Origin of the sequence: Selenomonas ruminantium subsp. ruminantium ATCC 12561, from assembly GCF_000424065.1 — a bacterium.
Lineage (GTDB): Bacteria > Bacillota > Negativicutes > Selenomonadales > Selenomonadaceae > Selenomonas_A > Selenomonas_A ruminantium.
In genome coordinates, this window is the sequence record NZ_AUJE01000004.1 from 24,182 (window position 1) to 49,626 (window position 25,445).

A 25,445-nucleotide genomic window follows, 5' to 3' on the forward strand; every position below is an offset into this window, starting at 1 on the left:
CACCTGCTCCCTTATTCCTTCTCTGCCGCTTCACGTTTCTGCTTCTGCACAACGCTCATCGCGCCATGGGCAGCTACACCAGCTGCCGTAGCTACGGCCATAGCAGCACCGATTTTATCCACATTGCCCAACGGGCCATATTCCGGCATGCGCGTGGTCAGCGGATCTTCGTCCCAGAAATGCGCATTGGAACAGCCAATGCAGGGTGCACCGGACTGAATCGGATAGCTCATGCCCTGGAACCAGCGCAGATTGCCGCAGGAATTGTACGTCTCGGGGCCGCGGCAGCCCAGCTTGTAGAGACACCAGCCGGCTTTTGCTCCCGCATCATCAAAGCGTTCTGCAAACATACCGGCATCAAAGAAGGGACGACGATAGCAGGTATCGTGAATACGATTGCCATAGAACTGCTTGGGACGGCCTTCATTATCCAGCGGCGGCACGGTGCCAAAGAGGGCAACATGCATAACCACGCCCGTCATAACTTCCGGAATCGGCGGGCAGCCCGGCACATTTACAACCGGCGTACGGCCAGCAAAAACAGAGATACCCGAAGACCCCGTCGGATTCGGCTTTGCAGCCTGAATACCACCGGATACGGCGCAGGTACCATAAGCGATAACAGCAGCAGCATTCTGAGCAGCGTGCTGCAGGGTATGTACAAAAGGCTTGCCGCCGGACATGCAGTAAATGCCATTGTCCTTCGTGCATACAGCACCTTCTACGCACAAGATGTACTGCCCCTTGTACTTATTGATGGTTTCTTCCAAGTGCGCCTCGAACGGCTCACCGCTGGCAGCACTTAACAGATGATCATACTCCAGCGCAATCTGGCTCAATACCAAATCCGATGCAAGCGGTGCACCGGAACGGATAAATGACTCATCACACCCCGTACATTCATGTCCATGAATCCAGACTACTACCGGCAACGGCTTCTTTTCGGCAGCTTCCACCACCTTGGACACCTGGTCCGTACTGAGTCCCATCAGGGACGTCAGTGCAACACAGCTTTTCACAAAACTGCGGCGGCTCATGCCTTTTCTGAGATATACATCCCACATACTCTCCCGTTTGTCCACGTTTTTACCTCCTCTTGATTATCCTTGCATAATTACCATAGATTTAACCGCTGGCTCGAATACGGCACAATAAAAAAAATCTATTGGCGAATACTCTTATTATACGCTGAAAAAATACAAAATGCTATATATCATTACAATAATTCGCAATAAATCAAATTTATTTTATCATGGCAATGTATCAAGGATATTCTTTGATAAACAGGACTTATAATGCCCATATTCCATAGGTCTACTATATTTTCCATTTCGCCATAACCTCTCCTTTTTCCTGCTGTAAAAAAAGTTTTGTGATAAATATATAAAAATTCGACGGCCTATCTTGCAAAACAATAACAACCGCGGTATACTGAAAAAGGTTTTTGAAAATCACCATACGGGGACGTAGCTCAGCTGGGAGAGCACCAGGTTCGCAATCTGGGGGTCGAGGGTTCAATCCCCTTCGTCTCCACCAAAATTGAAGTTTAAGCCTTCCTTATATTGGGAAGGTTTTTTCTATATTCAGGAGCACTTTCTTATGGCACATCGAATTCTTTTCACCATCATGCTTACCTCCTTCCTCACGCCCTTTACCGGCAGTGCACTGAATCTGGCGCTGCCCTCTTTAGGCGCAGAATACGGTGCCAGTCCGGCGCAGTTAGGTTGGGTGTTGGGTAGTTTCCTGTTGGCCGCCATTGTAGTTCTGCTGCCTTTTGGCAAGCTGGCCGACCGCTATGGCAAGCGGCATTTTTTTATCATGGGCAACGGTATCTTTGCTGCCACTTCCCTTGCCGCCTGTTTTGCCCCGAACCTGCCCCTGCTCATTGCCGCCCGCGCGGCGCAGGGCATTGGTTCTGCCATGACCTTTGCCACCTCCATGTCCATTCTCACATTGGTTATCCCCAAGGAGCGCCGTGGCTGGGCGATGGGCTGGAATGTGGCTGTAGTCTACACCGGCCTTACACTGGGGCCGGCAGTTGGCGGTTTCCTCAACTATTATTACGGTTGGCAAAGTATCTTCATCGTACTGGCCGTTTTAGGCACCATCGCCTTTCTCACCGCCCGTCATACCATGCAGGAGGAATGGGTTGAGGACAGCCGCCCCGAATGGGACAAAAAAGGCGCCGTCCTTTACGGCGGCGCCATTCTCCTCATTATCTATGGTCTTTCCCAATTGCTCGCTGAACCACTTGCCCCCGCACTTTTATTGACCGGACTGCTCGTGTTCGCTATATTTATCCGCTATGAACTGCACACGGAAAATCCCTTGCTGCCGATAAACCTGCTGTTTACCAACCGTCCCTTTTCTCTGTCCTGTCTGGCGGCACTGCTCAACTACTGTGCCACCTTTGCCACCAGTTTATTGCTGTCGCTCTACCTGCAGTCCATTCTGGGCCTGACTTCGCGCAGTGCGGGGCTTATCCTGCTTGCCCAACCCATCATCATGGCCAGCCTTTCCCCGCTGATGGGCAAGCTGTCGGATAAATACGCCCCGACCAAGCTTGCCGCATGGGGCATGGCCGTCATCACCATCGGCTTGGGCGGTTTTGCCCTGACGGTTCACAACCTCTCCCTCTATCTGCTCATTCCCATGCTCATCATCACTGGTACTGGCTTCGCCCTGTTCGCCGCTCCGAACAACAACGCCATCATGAGTTCTGTGGAGAAAAAACACTACAGCCTCGCCGCCAGCCTGCTGAGCACCACCCGACTATTCGGTCAGGTACTCAGCGTAGCCATCATGAATTTAATCCTGTCACTCCAATGGGCAGATTGGGCCTCACGCGAAGCCCTCTTGCAAAACCTGCAAATCGCCCTGCTCTGCTTCGCCATCTTTTCCGCGGCAGGCGTAATACCCGCAAAAGCTCGAAACTAGAGAGCGAAATTGCAGTTTGCCAGTACGTGCTGAATTTTTTTGTTACAGCTCAGTTTAGGCGTAGGTGGTAATACTTTTCGCCGATCGCATACTCCGTAGCGTGGGGCGAACGGGGAGTGCTTTTTCTGTTAGGAGCGACTGCCTGAACGCAGTGAAGGCCGGCCCCTGTAGGAAGCAGCTAAGCAAATACGCTGAAAGAAGCGCCGTTGGCCTGCCCGGCGCAGGTAACTGGACAGCTATTTTTTCCGAAGGGGTCGTTTAGCGGGAAACAGAAAAAGTACTCCCCGTTCACCCCCTAACTACGTATGAACAAGATACCTTTAGCACGAACTCAACTCCCCAACAAACTGCAATTTAAGACGAACTTATTCCATGCACAAAAGCCCGCCGGCTGGCGATAGTTTATAAAAAAACTATTGCCAGCCGGCGGGCGTCTTTTTACTATGATGTAAACCAAAAGTTAAAGCAGCGATTGTCCATCCAGTACCGCTTCCACCAATTCTTCCCCCACATACCGAAGCTTCAGCGAAAAATGGGGCCGATTCTCCTCCATCAGCCGGAAGAAAATTTTATCTCCTTCCCAGAGCGGCAAATCATAGACCTTCTCCTTCGCAATCCACTCCAGCACGCCTTCATTGCACGCACCGATTTTCCCCTCATAGCCCGTAGCGGTGTAGAGGAACATATATTCCGTCTGCCATTTGTCGGACATGAAGGTGATAATGCCCCGCTGTTTGTACTCGGTAAGGGTCAGGCCGGTTTCTTCCTTAGCTTCCCGCAGCAGACATTCCTCCGGGGATTCGTCGGCTTCAAAGTGGCCGCCAATCCCCACCCATTTATCCTTGTTGATATCGTGTTCCTTTTTCACCCGATGCATCATCAGATATTTGCCATCACGCTCAATATAGCACAAGGTGGTCAGATTACTCTTTGGCATATTCCGTTTCCCTCAATACTTCATTCATACTGCCCATACGATACCCTTCTAAATCCATCGTCACATAGGCAAAACCTAATTCCTTTAATTTAGCAACGGCTTTTTGATATGTTCCATCGGCTATAAAGCGTTCAATATCCTCAGGCAACAGTTCCAGACGAGCCATATCCGCATGACTGCGCACCCGTAACTGGGAAAATCCTTTCGCATGAAGGAAATTTTCCGCCTGCTCTATCCGCTGCAGTTTTTCTATGGACAATACCTCGCCATAAGGGAGACGGGAGGCCAGACACGCCGCAGAAGGTTTCTGCGCAACGCTTAGCCCCAATTCCTTGGCATACGCCCGAATATCCGCTTTGGTAAGCCCTGCCTCCAACAACGGACTCAGAACCCCTAGCTCCCGCAGCGCCTGTCTGCCGGGGCGATAATCCTGGCCATCATCAACATTGGAACCGTCCAATAAATGAACAATATTTTTTTGACCGATAATTTCCCGCATCCTGCCAAAAATCAGCCGTTTGCAAAAATAGCAACGCTGTGGCGGATTGGTGCGCACATCGTAGTAAATCAGTGGGTCGATCGGAATCACCTCATGCCGGATTCCCTCCTCACGGCAAAACGTTACCGCTTCTTCTACATCAGCTGCTGACACCAACGAACTTTGTACGGTCAGTGCCATTACCTGTTCGGTTCCCAAAGTTTCCTTAGCCGCTTTCAACAGCACCGTCGAATCCACACCTGCCGAAAAAGCTACGGCCACACAGCCATAGCTTTTTAACAGGAAATGCAATTTTTCTACTTTACTTTGTAATTCTCTGTCCATCACTGCAACTCCCCACTGCCCTGCCAAAATTGGAAATCCCTGGACACCTCTTCCATCTCTTTTGCCATATCGCCGGTTGTCCAAAGCTGTAAGCGGCCATCAATAATAGCTCCCTTTATGCCGTGGTGCATGGTCTGCAAAAAGTGAATCCCCTGTTCCGGCCCCAGTACAAAGACCGCTGTGGTCAGTAAATCCGACAACATTCCGCCATCCGGCACGCTGCTATCCGCCACAATCGTAACGCTAATGGCGCCACTCTGTGCCGGACGTCCGGTGCGCGGGTCAAAGATATGATGATAGCGCACGTCACCGGCCTCAAAAAAGCGCTCATAATCACCAGAGGTGGACAATGCCGCATCTTTTAAAGGCAGCACCGCCATTTTTTCCTGCGCATCTTCCTTGCGCGGGTGGCGGATACCAATGCGCCAGGCGGTCTGTTCCTTGTTCACGCCCAAGGCATACAAAGAGCTGCCGCCGAGATTAATCAGGCCATTTTCAATGCCGTATTTGGCATAGATTTTTCGGACTTCATCTACGGCAAAGCCTTTGGCGATACCGCCTAAATCCACGCCCATGCCCTTGTCCTGCAGGCGGGCCGCCTGCTTTTCCTCATTGAGTTCCAGTTTTTGCCAGCCGACCAGTTTCTGTGCCGCTGCCAATTCCACAGGCGACGGCACTTTGGCATGGTCGGTGCCAATTCCCCAAAGGTCAACCAACGGTTTGGTGGTAACATCAAAGGCTCCATTGGTTTTGACCGCATAATCCTGCGCTGTCGCCAGCATTTTATAAACTTCCGGCTGCAGGCTGACCCACTTGCCTGTGCCAGCCAATTGGGCCAGCTTATTTACATCACTGTCCGGCAGGTTCGGATTGACCATGCTGTCAATCGTTTTCAACCGGGCCATACTTTCATCAATGGCGGCCTGCGCATCTGCGCCCTCTGCGGTAAGCGTTACCGCTGTATCCAAAATGAGTTCACTCTTTTTCACCTGCTGCTCGCCGCAGCCAGCACACAGGCAGACGATAAGGATTAGCAAAAAGGCCGCCATTTTTTGCCTTTTTCCCATATTTCACACCTTAATTCTGTACAGCCGGGCTGGGTTCCAGCTCACCGGCCAAATCGTGATTGGTCATTGCGCAAACGCTGGCATCTGACCAGACATTTTCCGCTGTCTCTATCATATCAATAATGGTGTAAATAGGCAAGATTACCCCCATCAAACCAATGGGTGCGCCCAAAGAACTCATCAACGACAGCGTGAGGAAATAGCAGCCCATCGGCACACCGGCATTGCCGATAGCCGCCAGCACCGCGATAAATACCCAGGCAATCATGGTGCCCAGCGTCAGTTCAAAACCGGCATTCTGCATGACAAACAGTGACGTAACCAAAATAAAGGCAGCACAGCCATTCATATTAATCGTCGTGCAAATCGGCAATACGAAACGGGATACCCGCGGATTGACCTTCAGATTCTGCTCGGCCGTAGCCAACGTGACCGGCAACGTACCAGCAGAACTTTTGGTAAAGAGCGCCACGGCAATGGCCGGAGACATCTTGCGGAACACCTCCACTGGATTAAGGCCACGCACCAACAAAAAGAGCGGCAGAACGACGAACATCTGCAAGAGATTGCCGCCCATGACCACAGCCACATACTGGCTCAGGGCGCCGACAATCACACCGGCTTCAATCTGCGCCGAGAGCTGACCGGCAAACGCCAGAATGCCCAACGGCAGCGCCCACAAAATCGCCCGAATCAACGTGAACAGAAGTTCCTGCAAGCCATGCAGCCCCTTTAACAACACTTCACGGTTTTCCGTCTTGGGCATGAACGCCAGCCCCAAACCAACGGATGCGGCAATCAGCATAACCGAGAGTACATTGCCTGCCAAAAACGGCTGCAACACGTTATTCGGAATGACCGACAGAATATGGTCATAATAAGTCAGCTTGCCCACCTTATCCATCGGTACAGCGCTTACGCCTGCGCCAACGATGTCAGCAGGCAGATTGCCCGGTGCAATCCAAAGATACAGCCCCAACCCCACGAAAGCTGCCGCCAAAGTGGTCAGGAAGGTGTAGCTTACCGCCCGGGCAAAAATCCGTCCCGTTTCCTTCTGACCGCCCAACGCCGCCAAGGTGGTAATCACCGCCAAGGCGATAGTCGGTACCGCGATAAACTGGAACAGACGGGTAAATACCGTCGCGATAAAATTAAGCAGCTCATTTAACGGCGCAATGCCCAAAAAGCCCAAAAAGCCGCCGACAATCAGCGCACCAAACCACAGGACAAGCTGTTTGCGGCTGGCTTTGGGATTATGCGCGCGCAGGGCTTCTTCCCGCGCCGCCTCCACGGTCTTGTTTTTTTCTGCCATAATGATTCCTTCTTTCTGTGTATAGATAATATATAAAACCTAGTAAAATAGTATGTTTACACTTTAGCATATATTATAAATAAGTCAAGCTAAAAATGTATCCTTTTCTACATTATATATCATTCTCGCAACAAAATAAAATTTGCAAATTATCTGCTAATTGCAGGAAAAACTTCTCCTCATCGCGAAGTAGTACCTATAATTACCCTGATTACCTGCTATAACAAGGAAGTGATGATATGAACATGAAATTACACGGAGACAAAATTGCCTACTTTTTCATTGCCTTTGCGGTATATCTTTTAATCCGGGCATTCTCTGCCCATCTGACCCTGCCCATTGTCAACGTGCTTCTTTATGTGTCCATAGCTGCATCGCTATTGGCCAGCAATGTCCCCAGGGTAATGGATATTCCCCTGCACTATGCCTATCCGGTAAAATGCGTGGAATACTTTACCTTCGGTGTGTCCGTGGTCTGCTTTATCGCCATGTGTCTGCGGCATATGTGGATTTGACTTGAATTTCCGCCCAAAATTGTATATAATAACGGTGAAAATCAAACAGGGGAGCTTGTATCAGCAGGCTGAGAGGAAGTAATCGAACTTCGACCCTTTAACCTGATGCGGGTAATGCCGCCGTAGGAAGTCATACTGAGAGTTTGTTGCAGGAGATGCTTACGGCGTCTCCTGCTTTTTGTTGTAGAAAGGTGGAATTCATTTGACAGCTTCGACAAAAGGAACCTCACTATGGGAAAATGGTCTGATTTGGTTTGGGGCGGCGCTCTCCATCGCCGAGATGCAGACCGGCACGTACTTTGCACCGCTGGGATTTCAGCAGGGCCTTATCGCCATCCTGCTGGGCCATGTCATTGGCTGTGCCCTGCTCGTTGGCGCCGGAATCATCGGCGGCAAAACCGGCAAAAGCGCTATGGAAACCGTCAAGATGAGCTTTGGCGAGCAGGGAGGGCGGCTATTCGCCCTGCTGAATATCGTGCAGCTTTTAGGCTGGACGGGCATTATGATTTACGAGGGCGGACTTGCCGCCAGTACCCTGTTCGGTACCGGACAAACGCTTTGGTGTCTGCTTTTAGGCCTTTTCATCATGCTCTGGATTGCCCTGGGCCGCAAAAATTTAGGCAGGCTAAATGTTTTCGCCATGGGTGCTTTGCTGCTGTTGACCATTCTCCTGAGCACGGGATTATATAGTGGCAGCACTGCAGCAATTCTGCCAGGAGAACCGCTCAGCTTTGCACTGGCGCTGGAATTATCCATTGCCATGCCCCTTTCCTGGTTGCCCTTAATCAGCGACTACACCCGCAAAGCCGCCGAGCCCATAAAAGCTACAGCCGTAAGCACCGTCATCTACGGTCTCGTCAGCTGTTGGATGTACATCATCGGCCTGGGCGCTGCCCTGACCTTTGGCGAAAGTGATATTGCGCAGGTAATGGCAAAATCCGGGCTGGGGATAGCCGGACTTGTGATTATCCTGCTGTCCACCGTGACCACGACCTTTTTGGATGCCTATTCAGCAGGCGTCTCCAGCAAATCCGCAGCCAGCCGCTTGAACGAAAAAAGCGTTGCCCTGCTCGTCACCATCCTCGGCACAGCAGGCGCCATCTCCCTGCCCCTGCTGGATTTTACCGAGTTTCTATACTTTATCGGCTCGGTCTTTGCCCCGATGATTGCCATTCAGCTGGCAGACTATTTCATCACAGGCAGACATTACGAGCAGACCTCCTTTTCCCGGCATAATCTCTTTCTGTGGTTAGTTGGCTTCCTGCTCTACCGCCTGCTCATGCAGGCCGACCTGGCCATCGGCAGTACCCTGCCCGCCATGCTGATGACTATGACCCTGTGCGTAGCAGTCAACGCCCTGCGCCCCCAACATAAGCCCATCGAAGCGGAGGTACACTGATATGGATACACATACAAAAAAATTGGTTATGGCCAGTGTCTTTTGTGCTGTAGCGGTAGTCGGCAGTCTGTTCTCCTTCCCTGTGCTAGGCAGTAAATGCGCGCCCATCCAGCACATGGTCAACATTCTCTGCGGCGTCCTACTTGGGCCGTGGTACGCTGTAGGCACAGCCTTTTGCGCTTCTTTGCTGCGCAATATTTTCGGACTTGGCAGTATTTTGGCCTTTCCGGGCAGTATGTGCGGAGCACTGCTCTGCGGACTGGCCTATAAATATTCCCACAGCATCATCGCTGCCCTTTGCGGCGAAGTCCTGGGAACAGGCATTTTCGGTGGTTTATGTGCCTATCCGTTAGCGATTTTGTTCTTGGGACAAAATGCCGGCAATATTGCCTTCTATGCCTATATTGTTCCCTTCCTGATTTCTACCGTTGCCGGCGCCGTTATCTCTGCGGTTCTGCTCTACAATCTGCAGAAGGTAAAAAAATATTATTTGGCACATACTTCATAAATACAATCACAATAAGGCGCACCAACTCATCTTGAGCTGGTGCGCCTTATTTCACCTGACATTTACTGCACGCTGACGATATGTCCATCGCTGGCAAGCGTAACTTTGCCCTGCTGCAGGTCATTGGTCACATAGGCCACCCGGAACTCGCTGCCCTGGTGTTCCACCTCACAGAACTGCGTGTCTGGATGAGCGGCGACCACCGCTTCTTCCGCAATCTCCTCCGTGATTGCAGGTGTTCCCTGCAAGTAGAGCAAACCGCCCCAAGCCATAAGCCCAACAAACATTCCCAAATACTTTTTCATGCAGAATCACTCCTCCTTATTCAATCCACCATAAGTATACAACTTTACACTTATGATGTGGATGCCTTTGACAGAAGTATTCTGTATTCATACTACATTTGCAAAAACTCCAGTGACAAACGGCCACTGGAGTTCATTTTTTCTTCTCTATCAGGTATTTTTTGCAATTACTGCACCAACGATAGCACCAATAGCCGCAGCCGCGATTTTTTGATTGCGTTGCACTTTTTCATCATGCTTGCGCTGTTCTTCTGCAGCTTTCTCACGCTCTCTGGCCTCGCGGTAACGGTCATAGGAAGAACGTTTGCGATGTTCCCGCTCCCATCTTTCCCGGCGTTCTCTATCATACCGTTCGCGCTCATGCTGTTCTTTTTCATGCTTCAACTGACGCACTTTTTCCTGATGGCGGGCATCTTCTCTGCGACGCTCCTCATTGATTTTATCCTGTTTCTCCTGATGGCGGCGCATTTCCTTATGCACGTCCTGACGATGTTCCCGCTCACTCCAGGATGAATCATAGCTTGCTGCATAAGCCGGCACGGCCAACGTGGTGCCCATAATGCTGAAGGTCATCACCCCAGCCATCACGCCGCCCACGAACTTCTGCCACTTCAAACCTTTCATCTCGATCCGCTCCCATCCTAAAAACTTCTTCCCTAAACGAAACAAAGGTTGACTATGCTCATAGTATACATAATCAACCTTTGAATGTCTTTAGAATCGGATTAACTTTCGATTAAAAATTGCCAATCCCGCGGGCGCCTGAGCAAACCGCTATAAAATACAAACTAAGCGCGGTGACTGGTGATGCCTTTCCGCAGCTTTTGACAAGCTTGTCTATGGCGGAGGAAAGACATTACCTGTCGCCGCGCGCCTTTGCAATATGAGACATAATTCCGCCATCCTATTGCGAGATAACTCAGCCCGGCTGTCGGTGATGTTTTTCTGCAGCGTTTGACAAGCCTGTCTAAGCGAAAGAAAAATATTACCGACAGCCGGGCGCCTTTCCGCCACGATGTTAGAACAAACCTAGCGTCTTCAACACAAACACCCAGCAGAATATCGTAAAGCATGAAAGCCCCGTCGTATAAACCACGCAATTCCCGGCCAAATCCGCATCACTGCCCATCTGCTGTGCCATGGCAAAGCTGGCTACCGCACAGGGCGAGGCAAAAATCGCCAGCAGCGTAACCAACTCAATATCCCGGAAGCCCAAATAAATGGCCAGGCTCAATGCCACCGCCGGCACAATAACGAGTCTGGCCGTTACGCAGCTGATTAGCTGTGGCAGGTGGTTATGGAAGCTCCCCGCTTTGAAGGAAGCCCCCAAAATAATCAAAGCCACGGGCGTAGTCGCCGCCGCCACCTGACCAATCCCCTTCAACACCGATTGGGGCATGGGGAAGTCAATCAGCCGCAAAATCACCGCCACAATCGCCCCCATAATCATGGGATTTTTCAACACGCCCCGGAGAATTGGCCATAGAGCAAACCGGCCCCCCCGAAAAGTTTCCAGCACAAATACCGCCAGCACATTATAGATGGGCACAATCACAGCAATCATCATCGTGGGAATCGCCAGCGCCGAATCGCCAAAGATATTGCCGACAATCGGAATGCCGAACAGCACGAAATTACTGCGGAAAATCGCCTGTATCATAGCCCCCCGATGGCGGTTGTCCTTGTCAAAAAAGCAAACCAAACCTGCACTCAGCAAACAGACCAGCAAAACGCCCAAACCGCCAAACAACATCAGATAGGGACGTACCGTATGGGCCAAATCCGTAGTATAGATGTTATAAAACATCATACAGAAAAAGAACAGCGTAAAGACCATCCGATTGGTATGGGCAAGCTCCGAATCGGTCATCAGTTTGAGCCGTTTGATAATCAGCCCCATAACCAGCAGGGTAAACAACGGCACAACTGCCCCCACTGCCACCCAAAAATTATTCATCATATCCATCTGAACTTACCACCGATTTCCTTTCTGCCAAAAATCCGGCGTCAGCATGACGAGCAGGGTAAACATCTCCAAACGGCCGAGCAGCATGGAAATGCACAAAATACTCTTGCTGAACACCGATAAACCTGCATAGGTGCAGGTTGCCCCGGCAATGCCGAAGGCCGGGCCGATATTGCCCATAGTCGAAACACTGAGTCCCAGCGCATCAAAAACCGTTATCCCGTCCAAAGTCAACAGGAATGCCCACAGGGCAATGAAAAAGATGAACAGGAAGAAGAACTGACCAACCCGCAAAAGGGTTTCCTCGCTGACTGGCGAGCCATTCAGCCGCACTTCGACCACCCGCCGTGGCGAAAGTTTCTGATGTACCACTGCCCAGGCATTTTTGAGCAGCAGCAGCACGCGCACGACTTTCAAGCCGCTGGCCGTTGAGCCGGCACATCCGCCACATAACATGAGCAGGAGGATTATCCCCTTGCTGAACGGCGGCCACTGTTCAAAGTCCGCCGACACAAAGCCAGTCGTCGACAGCGAGCCCACCTGAAATGCGGCATAACGCAGGGCGTCGCCTGCCGCAAAGGGCATGCTCGCCATAAGGTTGAGGAAAATCAGCAAAATCGCCAGCCCCAAAATCCACAGATAGGCCTTGAACTCCGAATTGCGCTTGATTACGCCCGGCCCCTTCTGCCAAATGCGGTAATAGAGCCCAAAGTTTCCGCCCGCCAAAATCATAAAAAAGGTCATGCTCCACTCGAATGCCGGACTGTCAAAATGCATGGCACTTTCATCATAGGTGGAGAACCCGCCGGCGCCAATGGTGCTCATAGCATGGGTCAACGCCTCGTAAAACGTCAGCCCGCAAAGCATATAGACAGCCGTGGCAATAAAGGTAAACAACAGATAGATTTTAAACAACACCTTGGTCATATCCCGCAAGCGGGGCAGCACCCGTTCCTCTGTGGGGCCGGTGGTTTCCGCATTGTACATCAGAACGGTACTCTGTCCTGTCTGCGGCAGCAGGGCAATAAAAATCACGATAATGCCCAAGCCACCGAACCAATGCGTCATCATACGCCAAAAGAGAATGCTTGCGGGCAGCCCCGTAAGGCTGTTGAATACCGTAGCGCCAGTACCGGTAAAGCCCGAAATGCTCTCAAACACGGCATCCAGAGCATTCAAATAGCCGCCACAAACATAGGGCAGCATGCCCAAGCTCGTGGCAATAGCCCAGCCAAAGCCGGTAATGGCAATGCCCTCCCGCATGGATAAATCCTTTTCGCGCTTGCGGCCATTGGCTTGCAGAACCAGCCCCACCGATGCACTGAGCCCCAAAGCTACAGCAAAGCCCGGCACGCTGGACTCCCAATTGCCAAGGGCGATGGCAAAGGGAATAAACATGGTGATGGTTTCCGCCATCACCAGCCGCCCCAATACATAATAAACGATGCGTACGTCCATCCCTTTTTACCACCTCTTTTGCATACTGCGCCGTCCCATGTCCAGAAGCACCAGGAAGGAAAAAATCTCCACCCGCCCCAAAATCATCAACATGGTACAAACTACTTTTGCCCAGTCCGGTAAAATATGCAGATTGGACAAGCCGAAAAGGGCGCTGGAGGCTCCGGTACTCGTAAGGCAGCCTGCTGCCAGGCCCAATGCCTGTATAATGCTGATGCCCGACAGGGAAAGGATGAGCGCAAAGACAATAAACACCAGCATATAAAGGAAGAAAAAGGCCATAATCCGCCCAACGATTTTATCGGGTACAGGCAGACCATCAATTTTTACCGCTATCACCATCCGCGGGTGCAAGGTGCGGCGCAGTTCAGCCCAGGAAAGGCGAAACAATACCAGCAGGCGCATGATTTTCAAGCCGCCAGTTGCCGAACCGATACAGCCCCCCACAAAAACCAACAGAAACAGCACATAGCGGTCAAATGATGACCACAGCCAAAACGGTGCCGCGACAAACCCATTGGTCGAGATAAACGACATCGTATGAAAATAGCCATAACGCAGGCTGGCCAGCCAATCATATTCCCCTGTCCAGTAAAGATGCCCGCTGAGCAGTGCCCCCACGCCCAGTATGACCGCCAAAAAAATCTGTATCTCTGTATCACGCAAAAGCATAAGCAGCCGTTGCCTGTTCCAGGCCTTCCAGACCAGCAACAGACTGAAACTCGAAAGCAGCATCACCACAAAGGCCGCCAGTTCCAAAGCAGGATTATCGTAATAAATAAAGGCATAGGATGACGTACCGCCGCTTGAGGATATCGTCACCATCGCCCGCAACATGGCCTCAAACGGATTGAGTCCGGCCAGATAATAGACCACCGCCGCCAATACCGTTATACAACCGTATACCGTTGTCCCCTGCCGGGCAGACTGCGCCATTTTATTCCATACGGGACTGAAGAAAATCGACTGGCGTGCCGACAAGGTTATGCCAAAACAGCCGCTGACCTGCGGCAATACCGTCACCATTGTCACCACAAACGTCAAACCGCCCAGCCAGCTCATGATGCTATGCCACAAAAGAAGGGTACGCGGCAGTTCCAGCCGGTCATACGGCAGACAGGATAGCCCCGTTGTCGTCAGCGAGGACATGGCCTCAAAATAAGCGGCCGCAAAACTGGGAAAAATGCCGGAAATCGCATAAGGCATTAATCCAATAGCCCCCATCAACAGCCACACAAAGGCCATAAAAAACACGCCCTCTTTAATGGTCAGCTGCCGTCCCCGGCCCTCCCGCGAACCAAAATCCACCATCTTGCGTCCCAAACCATAGGCAAAGACCGCAGGCAGAACAAAAAGCCACGCCTCTGCCTCCTGCCAGATAAGCGCGGCCAAAAAGGGCACCATAAGTGCCCCTGCCATCAGTATTGACATCTGCCCCATCAGGAGCCAAAAGAGTTCCAGCCCTTTTTCCTTTTCCATGCTGTTTTACCATTGACTCCCTTCAGCAAATAGATAAACCTTGCCTTTACAATGCTTTGATTTTTGCCGTAATCGCCTGCAAATCCTCTTCCCCTGGCACATTAGCCAGACGGATTTTATCGAGAACAATTTCACAGCCACAGGCTTTTAATTCTTCTTCTACCAGCCCAATGCTCTGACCACCCCAGCCATAGGAACCAAAGGCAAACGCCTTTTTCCCCTTGGGTGCCAGTCCCTTCAAATAACACAGGAAAGCGGCAATCGTCGGCATCATCTGATTATTGATGGTCGGCGAACCCACTGCCAGATATTTTGCCGTCAGAATGTCCGTGACGATATCCGACAGATGATTCTCCTTGATATCGTAGAAGCTTACCGGTATTCCCTTCTGCGCAAAGCCTTCGGCTACGGCCCTGGCCATGCTTTCCGTGGAATGCCACATGCTGTCAAAGACGACTACCGCCCGTTCCTCAGCGCAGCTTGCGGCCCACTTCTCGTAGCGAGCCATAATCTCCTGAATATGCTTGCGCCAGATTACGCCGTGGCCCGTGGCAATCATATCAATGTCCAAGCCGCTTAAGGCCTTGAGCGCTGTCTGTGCCTGCCGCCCGTAGAGCATCAGGATATTGGCATAGTATTTCTGACATTCAAACATCAGCGTGCCAAAATCCACTTCATCATCAAAGCGGCTGCTTGAAGCTAAGTGCTCACCAAAGGCATCATTGGAGAACAGGATTTTTTCTTCCGGGCAATACGTCACCATGCTGTCTGGCCAATGCAGCATAGGCGTAGGCACAAACTGCAGCGTCCGCTGGCCAATGCTCAGACTGCTGCCTGCCTTTACTCCCTGCAATGGCAGGTCACCATAATGGCCTTTAAGACCTTTTTCACCATTGGGCAGACTCGTAATGACCTGCGCCTGCGGAGCATGTTCGAGCATAAAGGGAATGGCACCCGAATGGTCAGGCTCCACATGGCTGGAAATAATATAGTCAATTTTGGCCGGGTCGATGACCGACTTAATCCGCGCCAGCAGTTCCGGCGCAAAAGCAGCCTTGACCGTGTCGATAAGCGTGATTTTCTCATCAATAATCAAGTAAGCATTATAGGTCGTTCCCCGGCCGGTCTGATAACCATGAAAACTGCGCATTGACCAGTCAATCGCACCTACCCAGTAAATTCCTCTTCTGATTTCCACTGCCTGCATAACTCTCGCTCCTTTTCTCACGGATTGTCTCAACTCTTATTTCGGCACAAGCCGGTTTTATTCCTTCCCTTTAAAATACCGGATTACCTGCTGGGAATACTTTGTTTGAATGAACAGGATTGTGCTGTCACCGGGCATAAGCACCGTATGACCATTCGGAATGCCCGCTTCACCATTGCGCACATAGGCACAGACCAGACATTCCCTGGGAGCTTGACATCCATGAGTTTTTTCCCGGCCACAGGCGCCCCTTCCTGTACGATAACCTCCACGGCTTCGGCCTTGGCGCCTTCTAAAAGGGACACCGATACCACACCGCCGCGGCGGGCAAAGGCGAGCACTTCACTAGCGGACAGCAGCCTTGCCGACAGAACGATATCCACGCCCACCTTTTCCATCAGTTCCACATATTCGTTGCGCGACACGCGGACAACGGTCTTGGTCTTATTGCCGGAAAGATGGCGTGCCAACAATGCCAACATGAGGTTTAGCTTATCATCTTCCGTCAGGCATACCACCACATCGGCATGGGCCACATCTTCCTCTACCAGCAGGTCAATATCCGTACCATCACCACATACTGCAATACCGTGATTCAACATACCCGCCATAAGCTGGCAGCGTTCCCGGTCAAGGTCAATGACCTTCACCCGGACATTCTGCGCATCCAGTTGCTGTGCCAAAGCGCGTCCGGCCCGCCCGGCACCGATAATCAGCACGCGATGCAATTTGCGCGCATCACGACGCACGAGTTTTTGGCTGAACTTCTCGATTTCCTCCGGAATACCAATAAAATACGCATTATCCTGCGATTGAAAGCTGTCATCACCATGCGGGATAATCATGCGATGATCCCGGAAAATCATGCCGGCCAGCACCCCCTTAGGCAGTTGGATATCCTTCAACGGAATCCCCACCAGCGGCGATTTGCGGTGAATCTTGGTTTCAAACAGGCGAATCTTTCCATGGGCAAAATCTTCGACATCGAGAGCCGCCGGTGTCATGAGAATACGGTTGATTTCATTGGCCGTAATCAGTTCCGGATTCAGCATCACATCAATATCAAAATTCTGTTTGAGATAATCTTTAGCCTCCGACATAAATTTCATATCTCTTATACGGGCAATGGTATGCTTGATGCCATGCTTTTTGGCGAGAACACAAGCCACCATATTTACTTCATCGCTGGCCGTCACCGCAATGAGGATATCCGCATCCCGCACATCCGGGTCGTCCATGGTAATGGGGCTGGCACCATTAGCCGCAATCGTGAGTACGTCCAGCGTATTCTTGGCCGCCTCCAACTGACTCTCGTCCCGGTCAATAACCACCACATCAAACTGTTCCTTGGACAAAAGCTCGGCAATACTGTAGCCCAGCTTTCCTGCGCCAACCACAATAATACGCAAAATGCACCCTCCCCTGTTGGCAGATAAATGTTCATACTTTTTTCAGTCTATTATAACGCTATTGTAAGCATTTGACCATAGGCTCTATTTTATCGGATAATCATGCATAAAAAACAATCTTTGCTCATAAGTGTGATAAATATTATCGATTATGCACAATTACTATATCTTATATGAACAACTAACAAAAAACCTTCATAAATCGCCAAAAACAGCCCAAAACTGGCGAGATTCTCATGTAAAGGTTTACCACTGGGAATAATTCCATAGATTTTAGGACTTTTGGGCAATAATGGTGTCTTTTGCTACTTCACAAGGTCTTTATCTTAGTGTATACTGTATTACGAGTTGTTAAGGATACTCTATTTCCTTTGCTTCGCTAACAACAAGAGAGCTTCGGCGCCGTCCCTGATAATCCCCATTGGCTGCTGAAGCGGTGTTTTATTTGTTGGAGGTGTTTCCCCATGATAGTCGATGACGTCCGCGTGATCATCGAGAACGGAACATTTTCAGCGGAGGATGCGCAGTATTACATCAATCGCATTAAGAAGACCTCTAAACATTCCCTGAAAAAGGTCATCTTCAATCGCACTGATACGTATCTTGACATTCGTTATTCGTTTGAGTCAATCCCCTTCGACCGAATTAGACGAATTCCTCTGAAAAAAGAAACGTTCGCAGATCGTGCAGTAAACAACTGACGTGCGGCTTCCCCAGCCGTTTTCTGACAGGAATAAGCCCCTGAAACCAATGGTTTCAGGGGCTTATTCCTTTGTATTTCTACATATTAAATTTAAAGCTGTCCAACTGCCAGATTTTGCCGCTCAGGGATTTTATTTCCCCATCTGCAGCCACCATGAGTTCCGGCTGAATATTTTTCTCCGGGAACACCAGAATACTGGCCGCTTCTTCCCCATGCTGGAAGAACACCTCCACAGCCGTCTTATCGACGAATAACTGCATAGACAGACTCTCATCGGAAAAGAGCTTAAAGCGGCGCACACCACGGCCGCCTTTTTTCATTTCATTGCGGTCAATGGACATAACCTGCTCCTTGCGGTCATAAATAAAGCGCAGTTTCTCTGTACCAAAGGCTACGGTTATGACAATCTCCCGGCTCTCACCCAGTTCCATATCCAGGAGGATTTCAGAGCCATCAAAGAGTGGCCGGCTGATTTCTTTAGTATTTTCTACATCTAATTCTACAGCCGTTTCGGCAATGCGCAGATCCTTCATCTCACGTGCAGGCCGGGAATAGATATGCCCCTGACGCAGGCGCAGTTCACGGGGCATAGTCAGACTGTACTGCCAGCCCAGTTCGGCTGTCGGATATTCATTATCCTTATCCGGCATGCCCATCCAGCCAATCATAATCTGACGGCCTTCATGCGTGAGTATCTGCGGTGCATAGAAATCAAAGCCCTTGTCCAGTTCCTGGAATTTCGTATGCTGCATCATATCCATGCTGTTCAGTGACAAGCGGCCTGCAATATAACCCGCCTGATAGATGTTCTGCCGGTCAAATTCACGGGCCTCCAAGCCCTGCGGGCAGAAAATCAATACATCATAGCTGCCGAACTGTACGAGGTTCGGACATTCCCACATATAGCCGAAATCGCCCAGACGCGTTTTTACTTCACCCAAATTCTTCCAGCCCTCAGCAGTTTCCTCATAAATGAGCACTGTGCCCTTTTCGTCTTCTTCCCGCTGAGCACCGATAACAAAATAGCGCTTGCCACGGCGGGTAAAGATGTACGGGTCACGGAAATGGCCGGTAATGCCTTCGGGATGGTCGGGAACAATGATTTCTTCCTTCTTGATTTTACCACCCTTCAGGCTGCCAAAACGCTGGGCAGGAATGCGGACACCGTCTTCCTTGCGATTGCAGGTATAGAGCACCCGCAATTGGCCGTCTTCTACTGTACCGCAGCCAGAATAACAGCCGTCCTTATCATGCTCGTCATCCGGCCACAAAGCTAGTTCCGGTGTGCTGTAATGCACAAAATCACGCGTTTCCGTATGCGCCCAGCACTTGTTTTTATGCTCACAGCCCAACGGATTCCACTGATAAAAGAGATGGAACTTACCATCGCAAAAAGCCAGACCATTGGGGTCATTAATCAGACCGAAGGGCATTTCCAGATGGAATCGGTTATGCCAGCGGTGTTCCATGGGAAAACCGGCCTTTAATTTTTCATCAATTTCCTGTTTGTTAAATTTTTCCATAAGAGTCACCTTCCTTTACAAAAAGGGGAGGCTAAGCCTCCCCTCACAGTTCTTTATTCTTCCGGCTTAAACAGCGTAAAGGTAAGTCCAAAAGCTATACCGAAGCCGATTAAGTTTACAAGCACATATTCGAGCAGATGATCGAGGTAGAGAAGCGTACCCGGCAGAACCGTGATACCCATGCCCGTACCAGCCAAATGCAGGAAGCTGGCCACGCCGCCAGCGCAGGCACCACCAACGAGTGCATAGAGGAACGGTTTCATGAAGCGCAGGTTAATACCGAAGATAGCCGGTTCCGTGATCCCTAAGAATGCAGGCACAGCGGAGGAAATGTAGAGAGCGCGTTTCTTCGGGTCCTGAGTCTTCAGCGCTACAGCCACAGCTGCACCGCCCTGTGCTACGATAGCACCGGTGATGATGGCATTGAAGGGGTCAACGCCCGTAGTAGCCAGAAGCTGTACTTCCAGAGCGTTAAACACATGATGTACACCAAATACTACGATAACCTGCTGCAGACCACCGACGATGAAACCACCGATACCCATAGGCATCTGCAGGAATGCGGAAACCGCACCGAAAATCGTCGTTTCCAGAGAATGCATGATGGGGCCAATGATGAGGATACCCAGAATCATGGAGATGAACAAGGTAACAAACGGCGTAACAATCAGGTCAATGATATCGGGAACTACCGTCTTGAGGGCTTTCTGCAGTTTAGCAGCAAAGATACCGAGAACGAGTGCCGGCAAAACAGAACCCTGATAACCGACGATACCAATGGTCATACCAAAGATTTCCATTGGAATGGGCTTCACATCGCCACCAGCAACAGCCCAGGCATTCGGCAGCTGCGGGCCAACGAGCATCAGACCGAGAACCAAACCGATAACCGGCGTGCCGCCGAAGCGTTTCATCGTCGACCAGCAAACGAGTGCCGGCAGGAAGATGAAGGCCGTATCCGTGAGAATCTGGCTCAGCAGCAGCACATTATCGCTGAACTGCACGCCCAGGCTCTGAGCCGCACCGCGCAGGCCCATGAACAAACCTGTTGCCACCAGTACGGGGATAATGGGTACGAATACGTCACCCAGCGTACGGGAAATCTTCTGCAGCGGCGTCATCTGTGCATAAGCTTCTTCCTTATTGCTGACACCGGAGAAATTCGTGCCCTTGACGAATTCATCAAAGACCTTATCTACAAAGCCCGTGCCCAGGATAATCTGATACTGGGCAGCCGCAAAGAACTGGCCTTTTACGCCGTCAATGTTTTCAATGGCTTTTTCGTCGATTTTGGACTTATCGTTAATGATGAGGCGCAGGCGCGTAGCGCAGTGTTCTGCATTGCGCACATTGTCCATGCCGCCAACATATTTTTCAATGAGCTTGGCTACGCGAACTTCCTTCGGAAGGTCAGCGTATTCGTCATCAGCCGTTGCCTTTTCTGCTTTTGCTTCAGCAGCAGCGGAAACAACTTCCTTATCGCCCAGAGCGATAGTGATTTTGTCAAACTCTGTGGAATTGGTTACAACCATAGGCGTAGTAATGTCATAACCAGCAGCCTTGATTGCCTCGCCATCGAATTCCAAAAGCAGCTGACCTTTCTTTACCTTAGCGCCCTGTTCCACATGAGCCTTGAAATGCTCACCGTTCAGTTTCACAGTATCCAGGCCAACATGAATCAGCAGGTCTTCACCATTCTCGCCATGAATGCCGATCGCGTGTTTCGTTTCAAAAAACACCGTCACTTCACCGTCAACGGGGGAATAAACCTTACCGTCCGGATTCTTCACTGCTGCACCAAAGCCCATTGCCCCGCTGGCAAAAGCCTGGTCATTCACCTGGGACAGTTCCACCAGTTCGCCGTTAAGCGGGCTGTCCAAACGAATTTCCTTCATCGGAAATGCCTCCTTTTAATATTCGCGTCTTCAAAATATAATTCCTGCATGAGTAAAATATGAAACCAATTTCATATTTACAGTTTACAAGTTCCATATCGCTTTGTCAAGATTAAGATTGAAAAAAATCGTCAAAATTGGTCAAAAGTCCCCTCACCTTACTGAAAAAGGTAATGCGTACAGCCGGAACGGGGGCAAAAGGCACGACTGCGCTAAGCCGCCGGGCTAAAACGGATTTTTATCTCTTATGTCACTGGAAAAGTCAAAACTCGCTGCGCTCAAACAGTAGACTTTTCCAACGACATTCAGCGGTAGATAAAAATCCGTTTCCTAACGCCCGGCGGCATACGCTTCGCTGTGCCTTTTGCCCCCGTTCCGGCTATGTTATGTTCTTTCTATGCCTCGATGTAAGCCAACACCAAAAACAGACAGCTTGCATATCCGCAACTTCTGGCGAGGCGGCTGGGGTGGTATTCAGGCGACGCGTTTGACTGCTGGCGTTAAGAAAAGCATTTTTGCCCACATACGAAAAAACTCAAAGCATCTTTGTCTGAACGCAGTGAGTTTAGATGCTTTGAGTTTTATAAAAGGCAAAAATGATTTTTAGCCAGCAGTCTAAGCAGAGCATGAATACCGCCCCAGCCGCCCCGCCAGTTTCGAACAATCCTCGAACCAGCAGCAATAATCACTGCATAAGCAAATCGCGGAATTTGGTGTATTCTTTCTGGAAGAACAGCTGCACGCTGTCCACAGGGCCATTACGGTGCTTGGCCACGATGATTTCGGTGATATTCTTGTTCTCCGTGTCCTTATCGTAATAATCCTCACGATAAAGGAACATAACGATATCTGCATCCTGCTCCAGTGACCCGGATTCGCGCAGGTCGGAGAGCATCGGCTTTTTGATCTGACGGCTTTCCACGGAGCGGGAGAGCTGTGAGAGCGCAATAACCGGCACATCAAGTTCACGCGCCAAGGCTTTGAGTGAGCGGGAAATCTCGGAGATTTCCTGCTGACGGTTGTCGCTGTTCTTGCTGGCCCGTCCCTGCATGAGCTGCAGATAGTCGATGATAATGAGGTCAAGACCATGTTCGGCCTTCAAGCGCCGCGCTTTAGAGCGCAGTTCCATAACCGTGATACCGGCCGTATCGTCAATGTAGATGGGAGCCCGGCTCATGCGGTCCGCCACGCCCACCAGCTTGTTCCATTCCATTTCGTCCAGCTGGCCTGTACGCAGCCGTGAGGCATCAATACCGCCTTCGGAGCAGAGCATACGCTGCATCAGCTGTTCCTTGCTCATTTCCAGCGAGAAGAATGCCACATTACCGCCATGCAGGCCGACATAACTGGCGATATTCAGCGTGAACGCCGTTTTACCCATGGACGGACGCGCCGCCACGAGGATAAGGTCAGATTTCTGCAAGCCTGCCGTGAGTTTGTCCAAATCCTTGAACCCCGAACTGATGCCCGTAAGGCCGCCCTTGGACTCATAGAGCACATTGATGCGTTCAAAGGTACGCATGACGATATTCTTCATGGGTTCAAAGGCACCGCCGCCCTGACGGCTGGCCACGGCCAGAATCTTCTTCTCTGCCTCGTCCATGATGTCTTCTACTTCGTCGCTATCCTCATAAGCCTTGCCTGCAATTTCCGTGGCTACATTGATAAGATTGCGCAGTTCTGCCTTTTCCTTGACGATTTTCGCATGATAGCTGACATTGGCAGCCGTGCCCACGATATTAGCCAGCTGGGTGATAAAGCCTAGCCCGCCCACCTTGTCGAGCATATCGGTTTTCCGCAATTCCTCAGTCAAGGTTACGAGGTCCACGGCTTCATCATTATTCTGCAGGCGCACCATAGCCTCATAGATAATACGGTGCGTTTCCCGATAGAAATCCTCCGGCTGCAGGATTTCCTGCACCTCTATGATGGCCTCTTTTTTGATGAGCATAGCCCCTAAAACAGCCTGTTCAGCTTCAATATTCTGCGGGGGCACCCGTTCTGGTAATGCCATTTTCCTTACTCCTCTTTACTTTCCGGCTCGAAGATATAGGCAAACGCCTCCTCTGCCGTAGATACGGGGTGAATATCCAACCCCAAATGCTCCTTAGGGATATCCTTGCTGTTTTCCTTGGGAATGACCAGCGTTTTTATGCCCGTCTGTTTGGCGCCATAAGCTTTTTCAAAGACGCCGCCCACAGGGCGAACCCGGCCTGCCAGCGAAATTTCACCGGTTACGGCCACATCCTGCCGGATTTTCCGGCCGGTTACGGCACTGGTAATAACCGCCAATATCGCTGTCCCCGCACTGGGACCGTCAATATTGCCGCCGCCAATGACATTGATATGCACATCATAGTCGTGCAAATCCTTGCCCGTCAGCTGCCGCATAACGGAAGCAGCATTGAACACGGAGTCCTTGGCCATAGAACCGGCCGTTTCGTTGAAACGCACTGTTCCCTTGCCTTTTTCCTTAGCGGGGAACGCCACAGCCTCAATCTCAATTGCCGAGCCTAAGAAACCGGCCACGCCCAGTCCAAAGATATGCCCCTGCAGGGCTGTATCCGAAGCCTTTTTCGTCACATAGGGCGTCAGACGGCTGACCTGCGTGACTTCGTAGATATCTGCCTTGCTGATTTCCACCTGTGGGCCATTTTCGGTGCCCAAATCTTCAAGTTTGAACTGTTCACCGACACCACAACGCTCCAAAGCAAGGCTGTAGGCATCGGCCAAAATATTGATGGCCTTGCGCCCTTCAATAGTGTATTCACTGATAAGGCCAGCCACCTCATCGCTGACTTCCACATGTAGTTTTTCCGCCGCATTGCGCACAATCTGCTGAATGTGCTTCGGGGTCAAGGGTTCAAAGTAAATTTCTGCACAGCGGGAGCGCAGGGCAGGATTGATATGCCCTGCATCACGCGTTGTCGCGCCAATCAATACGAAATCTGCCGGTGCACCTTCCTCAAAGAGCTTTTTGATATAAGGCGGCACCTTGGGATCCGTGGGGTCATAATAAGCCGACTCAAAGTAGGCCCGCTTGTCCTCCAGCACCTTTAACAGCTTATTCTGCAACATTTCGTCCATTTCGCCGATTTCGTCAATGAACAGAATACCACCATGGGCATCGGTGACCAGGCCCGGCTTTGGTTCCGGGATGCCGCTGTCCGCGAGCGTTTTCTGTGCGCCCTGATAGATGGGGTCATGAACAGAGCCCAACAAAGGATTGGTAATATCCCGCGGGTCCCAGCGCAGCGTCGTACCGTCGGTTTCCACAAAAGGTGCTTCATCGCCAAAAGGCGATACCGCTTTTTTCTTCGCCGCCTCGAGCACAAGGCGCGCTGCCGTGGTCTTGCCAACTCCCGGCGGCCCATAGAGCAATAAATGCTGCGGATAAGGTGAGCTTAATTTCGCCATAAGGGACTTAACCGCCCGTTCCTGCCCCACGATTTCACTGAAATCCTGCGGGCGCAAAAGTTCCATAATGGACTGGGTCAGCTTGATGCCTTCGAGCTTTTCGAGTTTCTCCCGCTTTTCCTTATCCTGCGGACTTTCATTGCCGCCCTTTTCGTCCTTGATGACCTGCTGACGAATATCGTTGACATAATCCGCATGGTCTTTTTCGAGCTTTTCGTTGACTTTTTTCTCGATACTGTCCTCGACATTGCGGCGGGCCACCAGATCGGCCACGCGCTCAGAGAGTGCCTCCATAATCGGCGGCACCTGTTCCGGCTTAGGAGCAGGCGCAATCAGGGGGTCTTCGCCCAAGATGCGCTGCAGGGCCAGCACCCTGTCGCAGGGGTCAGCAGAGCGCATTAAGTCCAGCGCCTTCATTTTCCCGGCCTGAATCACCAATTTCTCCGTGCCCATAACATCTACCAAAATGGCATAGAGCGCTTCAATCTGCCGGTCCAAAGGCGTTGCACTGCGTGAAGCAGGAGCAGGCAAAGCCTGCTCCTGTTTTTTCGTAAATAAATTGCGAATAAAATCCAGTAATTTCAT

At 50.9% G+C, this 25,445-nt stretch carries 20 protein-coding genes, 1 tRNA gene, 1 pseudogene and 1 riboswitch; of the genes and pseudogenes, 6 read left to right on the top strand and 16 right to left on the bottom strand.

Annotated features, from left to right (window positions below; translation table 11 throughout):
- Nucleotides 1–11: 11 nt before the first annotated feature.
- Nucleotides 12–1,082 (bottom strand): hydrogenase small subunit, encoded by a 1,071-nt coding sequence (locus G598_RS0102885; RefSeq protein WP_026765664.1) that lies wholly within the window; start codon nucleotides 1,080–1,082, stop codon nucleotides 12–14.
- Nucleotides 1,083–1,460: 378 nt separating this feature from the next.
- Here G598_RS0102885 and G598_RS0102895 point away from each other — a divergent pair.
- Both G598_RS0102895 and G598_RS0102900 read left to right on the top strand, forming a co-directional pair.
- Nucleotides 1,461–1,536, top strand: a tRNA-Ala gene (locus tag G598_RS0102895).
- A gap of 63 nt (nucleotides 1,537–1,599) precedes the next feature.
- The gene (locus tag G598_RS0102900) at nucleotides 1,600–2,937 is read left to right on the top strand and encodes an MFS transporter (RefSeq protein WP_037363096.1); all 1,338 of its coding nucleotides are present in this window, start codon (nucleotides 1,600–1,602) and stop codon (nucleotides 2,935–2,937) included.
- A gap of 460 nt (nucleotides 2,938–3,397) precedes the next feature.
- Here the strand turns inward: G598_RS0102900 and G598_RS0102905 are convergent, their stop codons facing one another.
- Genes G598_RS0102905 through G598_RS0102920 form a run of 4 tightly spaced genes read right to left on the bottom strand, consistent with a single transcriptional unit; the run spans nucleotide 3,398 to nucleotide 7,076 of the window.
- The gene (locus tag G598_RS0102905; protein WP_026765666.1) at nucleotides 3,398–3,874 is read right to left on the bottom strand and encodes an NUDIX hydrolase; all 477 of its coding nucleotides are present in this window, start codon (nucleotides 3,872–3,874) and stop codon (nucleotides 3,398–3,400) included.
- Nucleotides 3,861–4,697, bottom strand: coding sequence for an ATP-dependent sacrificial sulfur transferase LarE (gene larE / locus G598_RS0102910; protein ID WP_037363062.1), 837 nt, complete (start codon nucleotides 4,695–4,697; stop codon nucleotides 3,861–3,863). The genes G598_RS0102905 and larE overlap by 14 nt, the downstream gene beginning before the upstream one ends.
- Nucleotides 4,697–5,764: an FAD:protein FMN transferase gene (locus G598_RS0102915; protein WP_026765668.1), complete on the bottom strand. Its 1,068-nt coding sequence runs from the start codon at nucleotides 5,762–5,764 to the stop codon at nucleotides 4,697–4,699. Before G598_RS0102915 ends, larE begins: the two co-directional genes overlap by 1 nt.
- 10 nt (nucleotides 5,765–5,774) lie before the next feature.
- Nucleotides 5,775–7,076: a dicarboxylate/amino acid:cation symporter gene (locus G598_RS0102920; protein WP_026765669.1), complete on the bottom strand. Its 1,302-nt coding sequence runs from the start codon at nucleotides 7,074–7,076 to the stop codon at nucleotides 5,775–5,777.
- Nucleotides 7,077–7,315: 239 nt separating this feature from the next.
- Between G598_RS0102920 and G598_RS0102925 the strand changes: the two genes are divergently transcribed.
- The 3 genes from G598_RS0102925 to thiW all read left to right on the top strand — a co-directional run bounded on the left by G598_RS0102925 (nucleotide 7,316) and on the right by thiW (nucleotide 9,498).
- On the top strand, nucleotides 7,316–7,591 hold the full coding sequence (locus tag G598_RS0102925) for a hypothetical protein (RefSeq protein WP_245582740.1): 276 nt from the start codon (nucleotides 7,316–7,318) through the stop codon (nucleotides 7,589–7,591).
- Between the two features lie 37 nt (nucleotides 7,592–7,628).
- Nucleotides 7,629–7,737, top strand: a riboswitch (TPP riboswitch).
- 56 nt (nucleotides 7,738–7,793) lie between these two features.
- Nucleotides 7,794–8,990, top strand: coding sequence for a putative hydroxymethylpyrimidine transporter CytX (gene cytX / locus G598_RS0102930; RefSeq protein WP_037363065.1), 1,197 nt, complete (start codon nucleotides 7,794–7,796; stop codon nucleotides 8,988–8,990).
- A 1-nt stretch (nucleotide 8,991) separates the two neighbouring features.
- A complete protein-coding gene (gene thiW, locus G598_RS0102935) occupies nucleotides 8,992–9,498 on the top strand; it encodes an energy coupling factor transporter S component ThiW (protein ID WP_026765672.1) in 507 nt (168 codons plus the stop codon).
- Between the two features lie 62 nt (nucleotides 9,499–9,560).
- Here the strand turns inward: thiW and G598_RS0102940 are convergent, their stop codons facing one another.
- The 7 genes and pseudogenes from G598_RS0102940 to trkA form a co-directional block, all read right to left on the bottom strand.
- Nucleotides 9,561–9,803, bottom strand: coding sequence for a hypothetical protein (locus tag G598_RS0102940; protein WP_026765673.1), 243 nt, complete (start codon nucleotides 9,801–9,803; stop codon nucleotides 9,561–9,563).
- 150 nt (nucleotides 9,804–9,953) lie between these two features.
- Nucleotides 9,954–10,427: a hypothetical protein gene (locus tag G598_RS0102945; protein WP_026765674.1), complete on the bottom strand. Its 474-nt coding sequence runs from the start codon at nucleotides 10,425–10,427 to the stop codon at nucleotides 9,954–9,956.
- A gap of 394 nt (nucleotides 10,428–10,821) precedes the next feature.
- Nucleotides 10,822–11,763, bottom strand: coding sequence for an AEC family transporter (locus tag G598_RS0102950; RefSeq protein ID WP_026765675.1), 942 nt, complete (start codon nucleotides 11,761–11,763; stop codon nucleotides 10,822–10,824).
- Nucleotides 11,764–11,775: 12 nt separating this feature from the next.
- Complete coding sequence (locus G598_RS0102955) at nucleotides 11,776–13,227, bottom strand: TrkH family potassium uptake protein (RefSeq protein ID WP_026765676.1); 1,452 nt, start codon at nucleotides 13,225–13,227, stop codon at nucleotides 11,776–11,778.
- A gap of 6 nt (nucleotides 13,228–13,233) precedes the next feature.
- A complete protein-coding gene (locus G598_RS0102960; RefSeq protein WP_026765677.1) occupies nucleotides 13,234–14,706 on the bottom strand; it encodes a TrkH family potassium uptake protein in 1,473 nt (490 codons plus the stop codon).
- 46 nt (nucleotides 14,707–14,752) lie between these two features.
- Nucleotides 14,753–15,913 (bottom strand): FprA family A-type flavoprotein, encoded by a 1,161-nt coding sequence (locus G598_RS0102965; protein WP_026765678.1) that lies wholly within the window; start codon nucleotides 15,911–15,913, stop codon nucleotides 14,753–14,755.
- A gap of 57 nt (nucleotides 15,914–15,970) precedes the next feature.
- Nucleotides 15,971–17,322: pseudogene (trkA, locus tag G598_RS16875) on the bottom strand (Trk system potassium transporter TrkA).
- Between the two features lie 464 nt (nucleotides 17,323–17,786).
- Here trkA and G598_RS0102975 point away from each other — a divergent pair.
- Entirely contained in the window at nucleotides 17,787–18,023 is a 237-nt protein-coding gene (locus tag G598_RS0102975) for a hypothetical protein (RefSeq protein WP_026765679.1), read from the top strand.
- Nucleotides 18,024–18,102: 79 nt separating this feature from the next.
- Here the strand turns inward: G598_RS0102975 and G598_RS0102980 are convergent, their stop codons facing one another.
- From G598_RS0102980 to lonC, 4 genes are all read right to left on the bottom strand, one after another.
- Nucleotides 18,103–19,548, bottom strand: a complete 1,446-nt coding sequence (locus tag G598_RS0102980; RefSeq protein WP_026765680.1) for a glycoside hydrolase family 32 protein — start codon at nucleotides 19,546–19,548, stop codon at nucleotides 18,103–18,105.
- Between the two features lie 53 nt (nucleotides 19,549–19,601).
- Complete coding sequence (locus G598_RS0102985) at nucleotides 19,602–21,443, bottom strand: glucose PTS transporter subunit IIA (RefSeq protein WP_026765681.1); 1,842 nt, start codon at nucleotides 21,441–21,443, stop codon at nucleotides 19,602–19,604.
- A gap of 685 nt (nucleotides 21,444–22,128) precedes the next feature.
- Nucleotides 22,129–23,457, bottom strand: a complete 1,329-nt coding sequence (gene dnaB / locus G598_RS0102990; protein WP_026765682.1) for a replicative DNA helicase — start codon at nucleotides 23,455–23,457, stop codon at nucleotides 22,129–22,131.
- A 5-nt stretch (nucleotides 23,458–23,462) separates the two neighbouring features.
- Nucleotides 23,463–25,445 carry a Lon family ATP-dependent protease gene (gene lonC / locus G598_RS16880; RefSeq protein WP_037363069.1) on the bottom strand — a complete coding sequence of 661 codons (1,983 nt, stop codon included), beginning with the start codon at nucleotides 25,443–25,445 and terminating at the stop codon, nucleotides 23,463–23,465.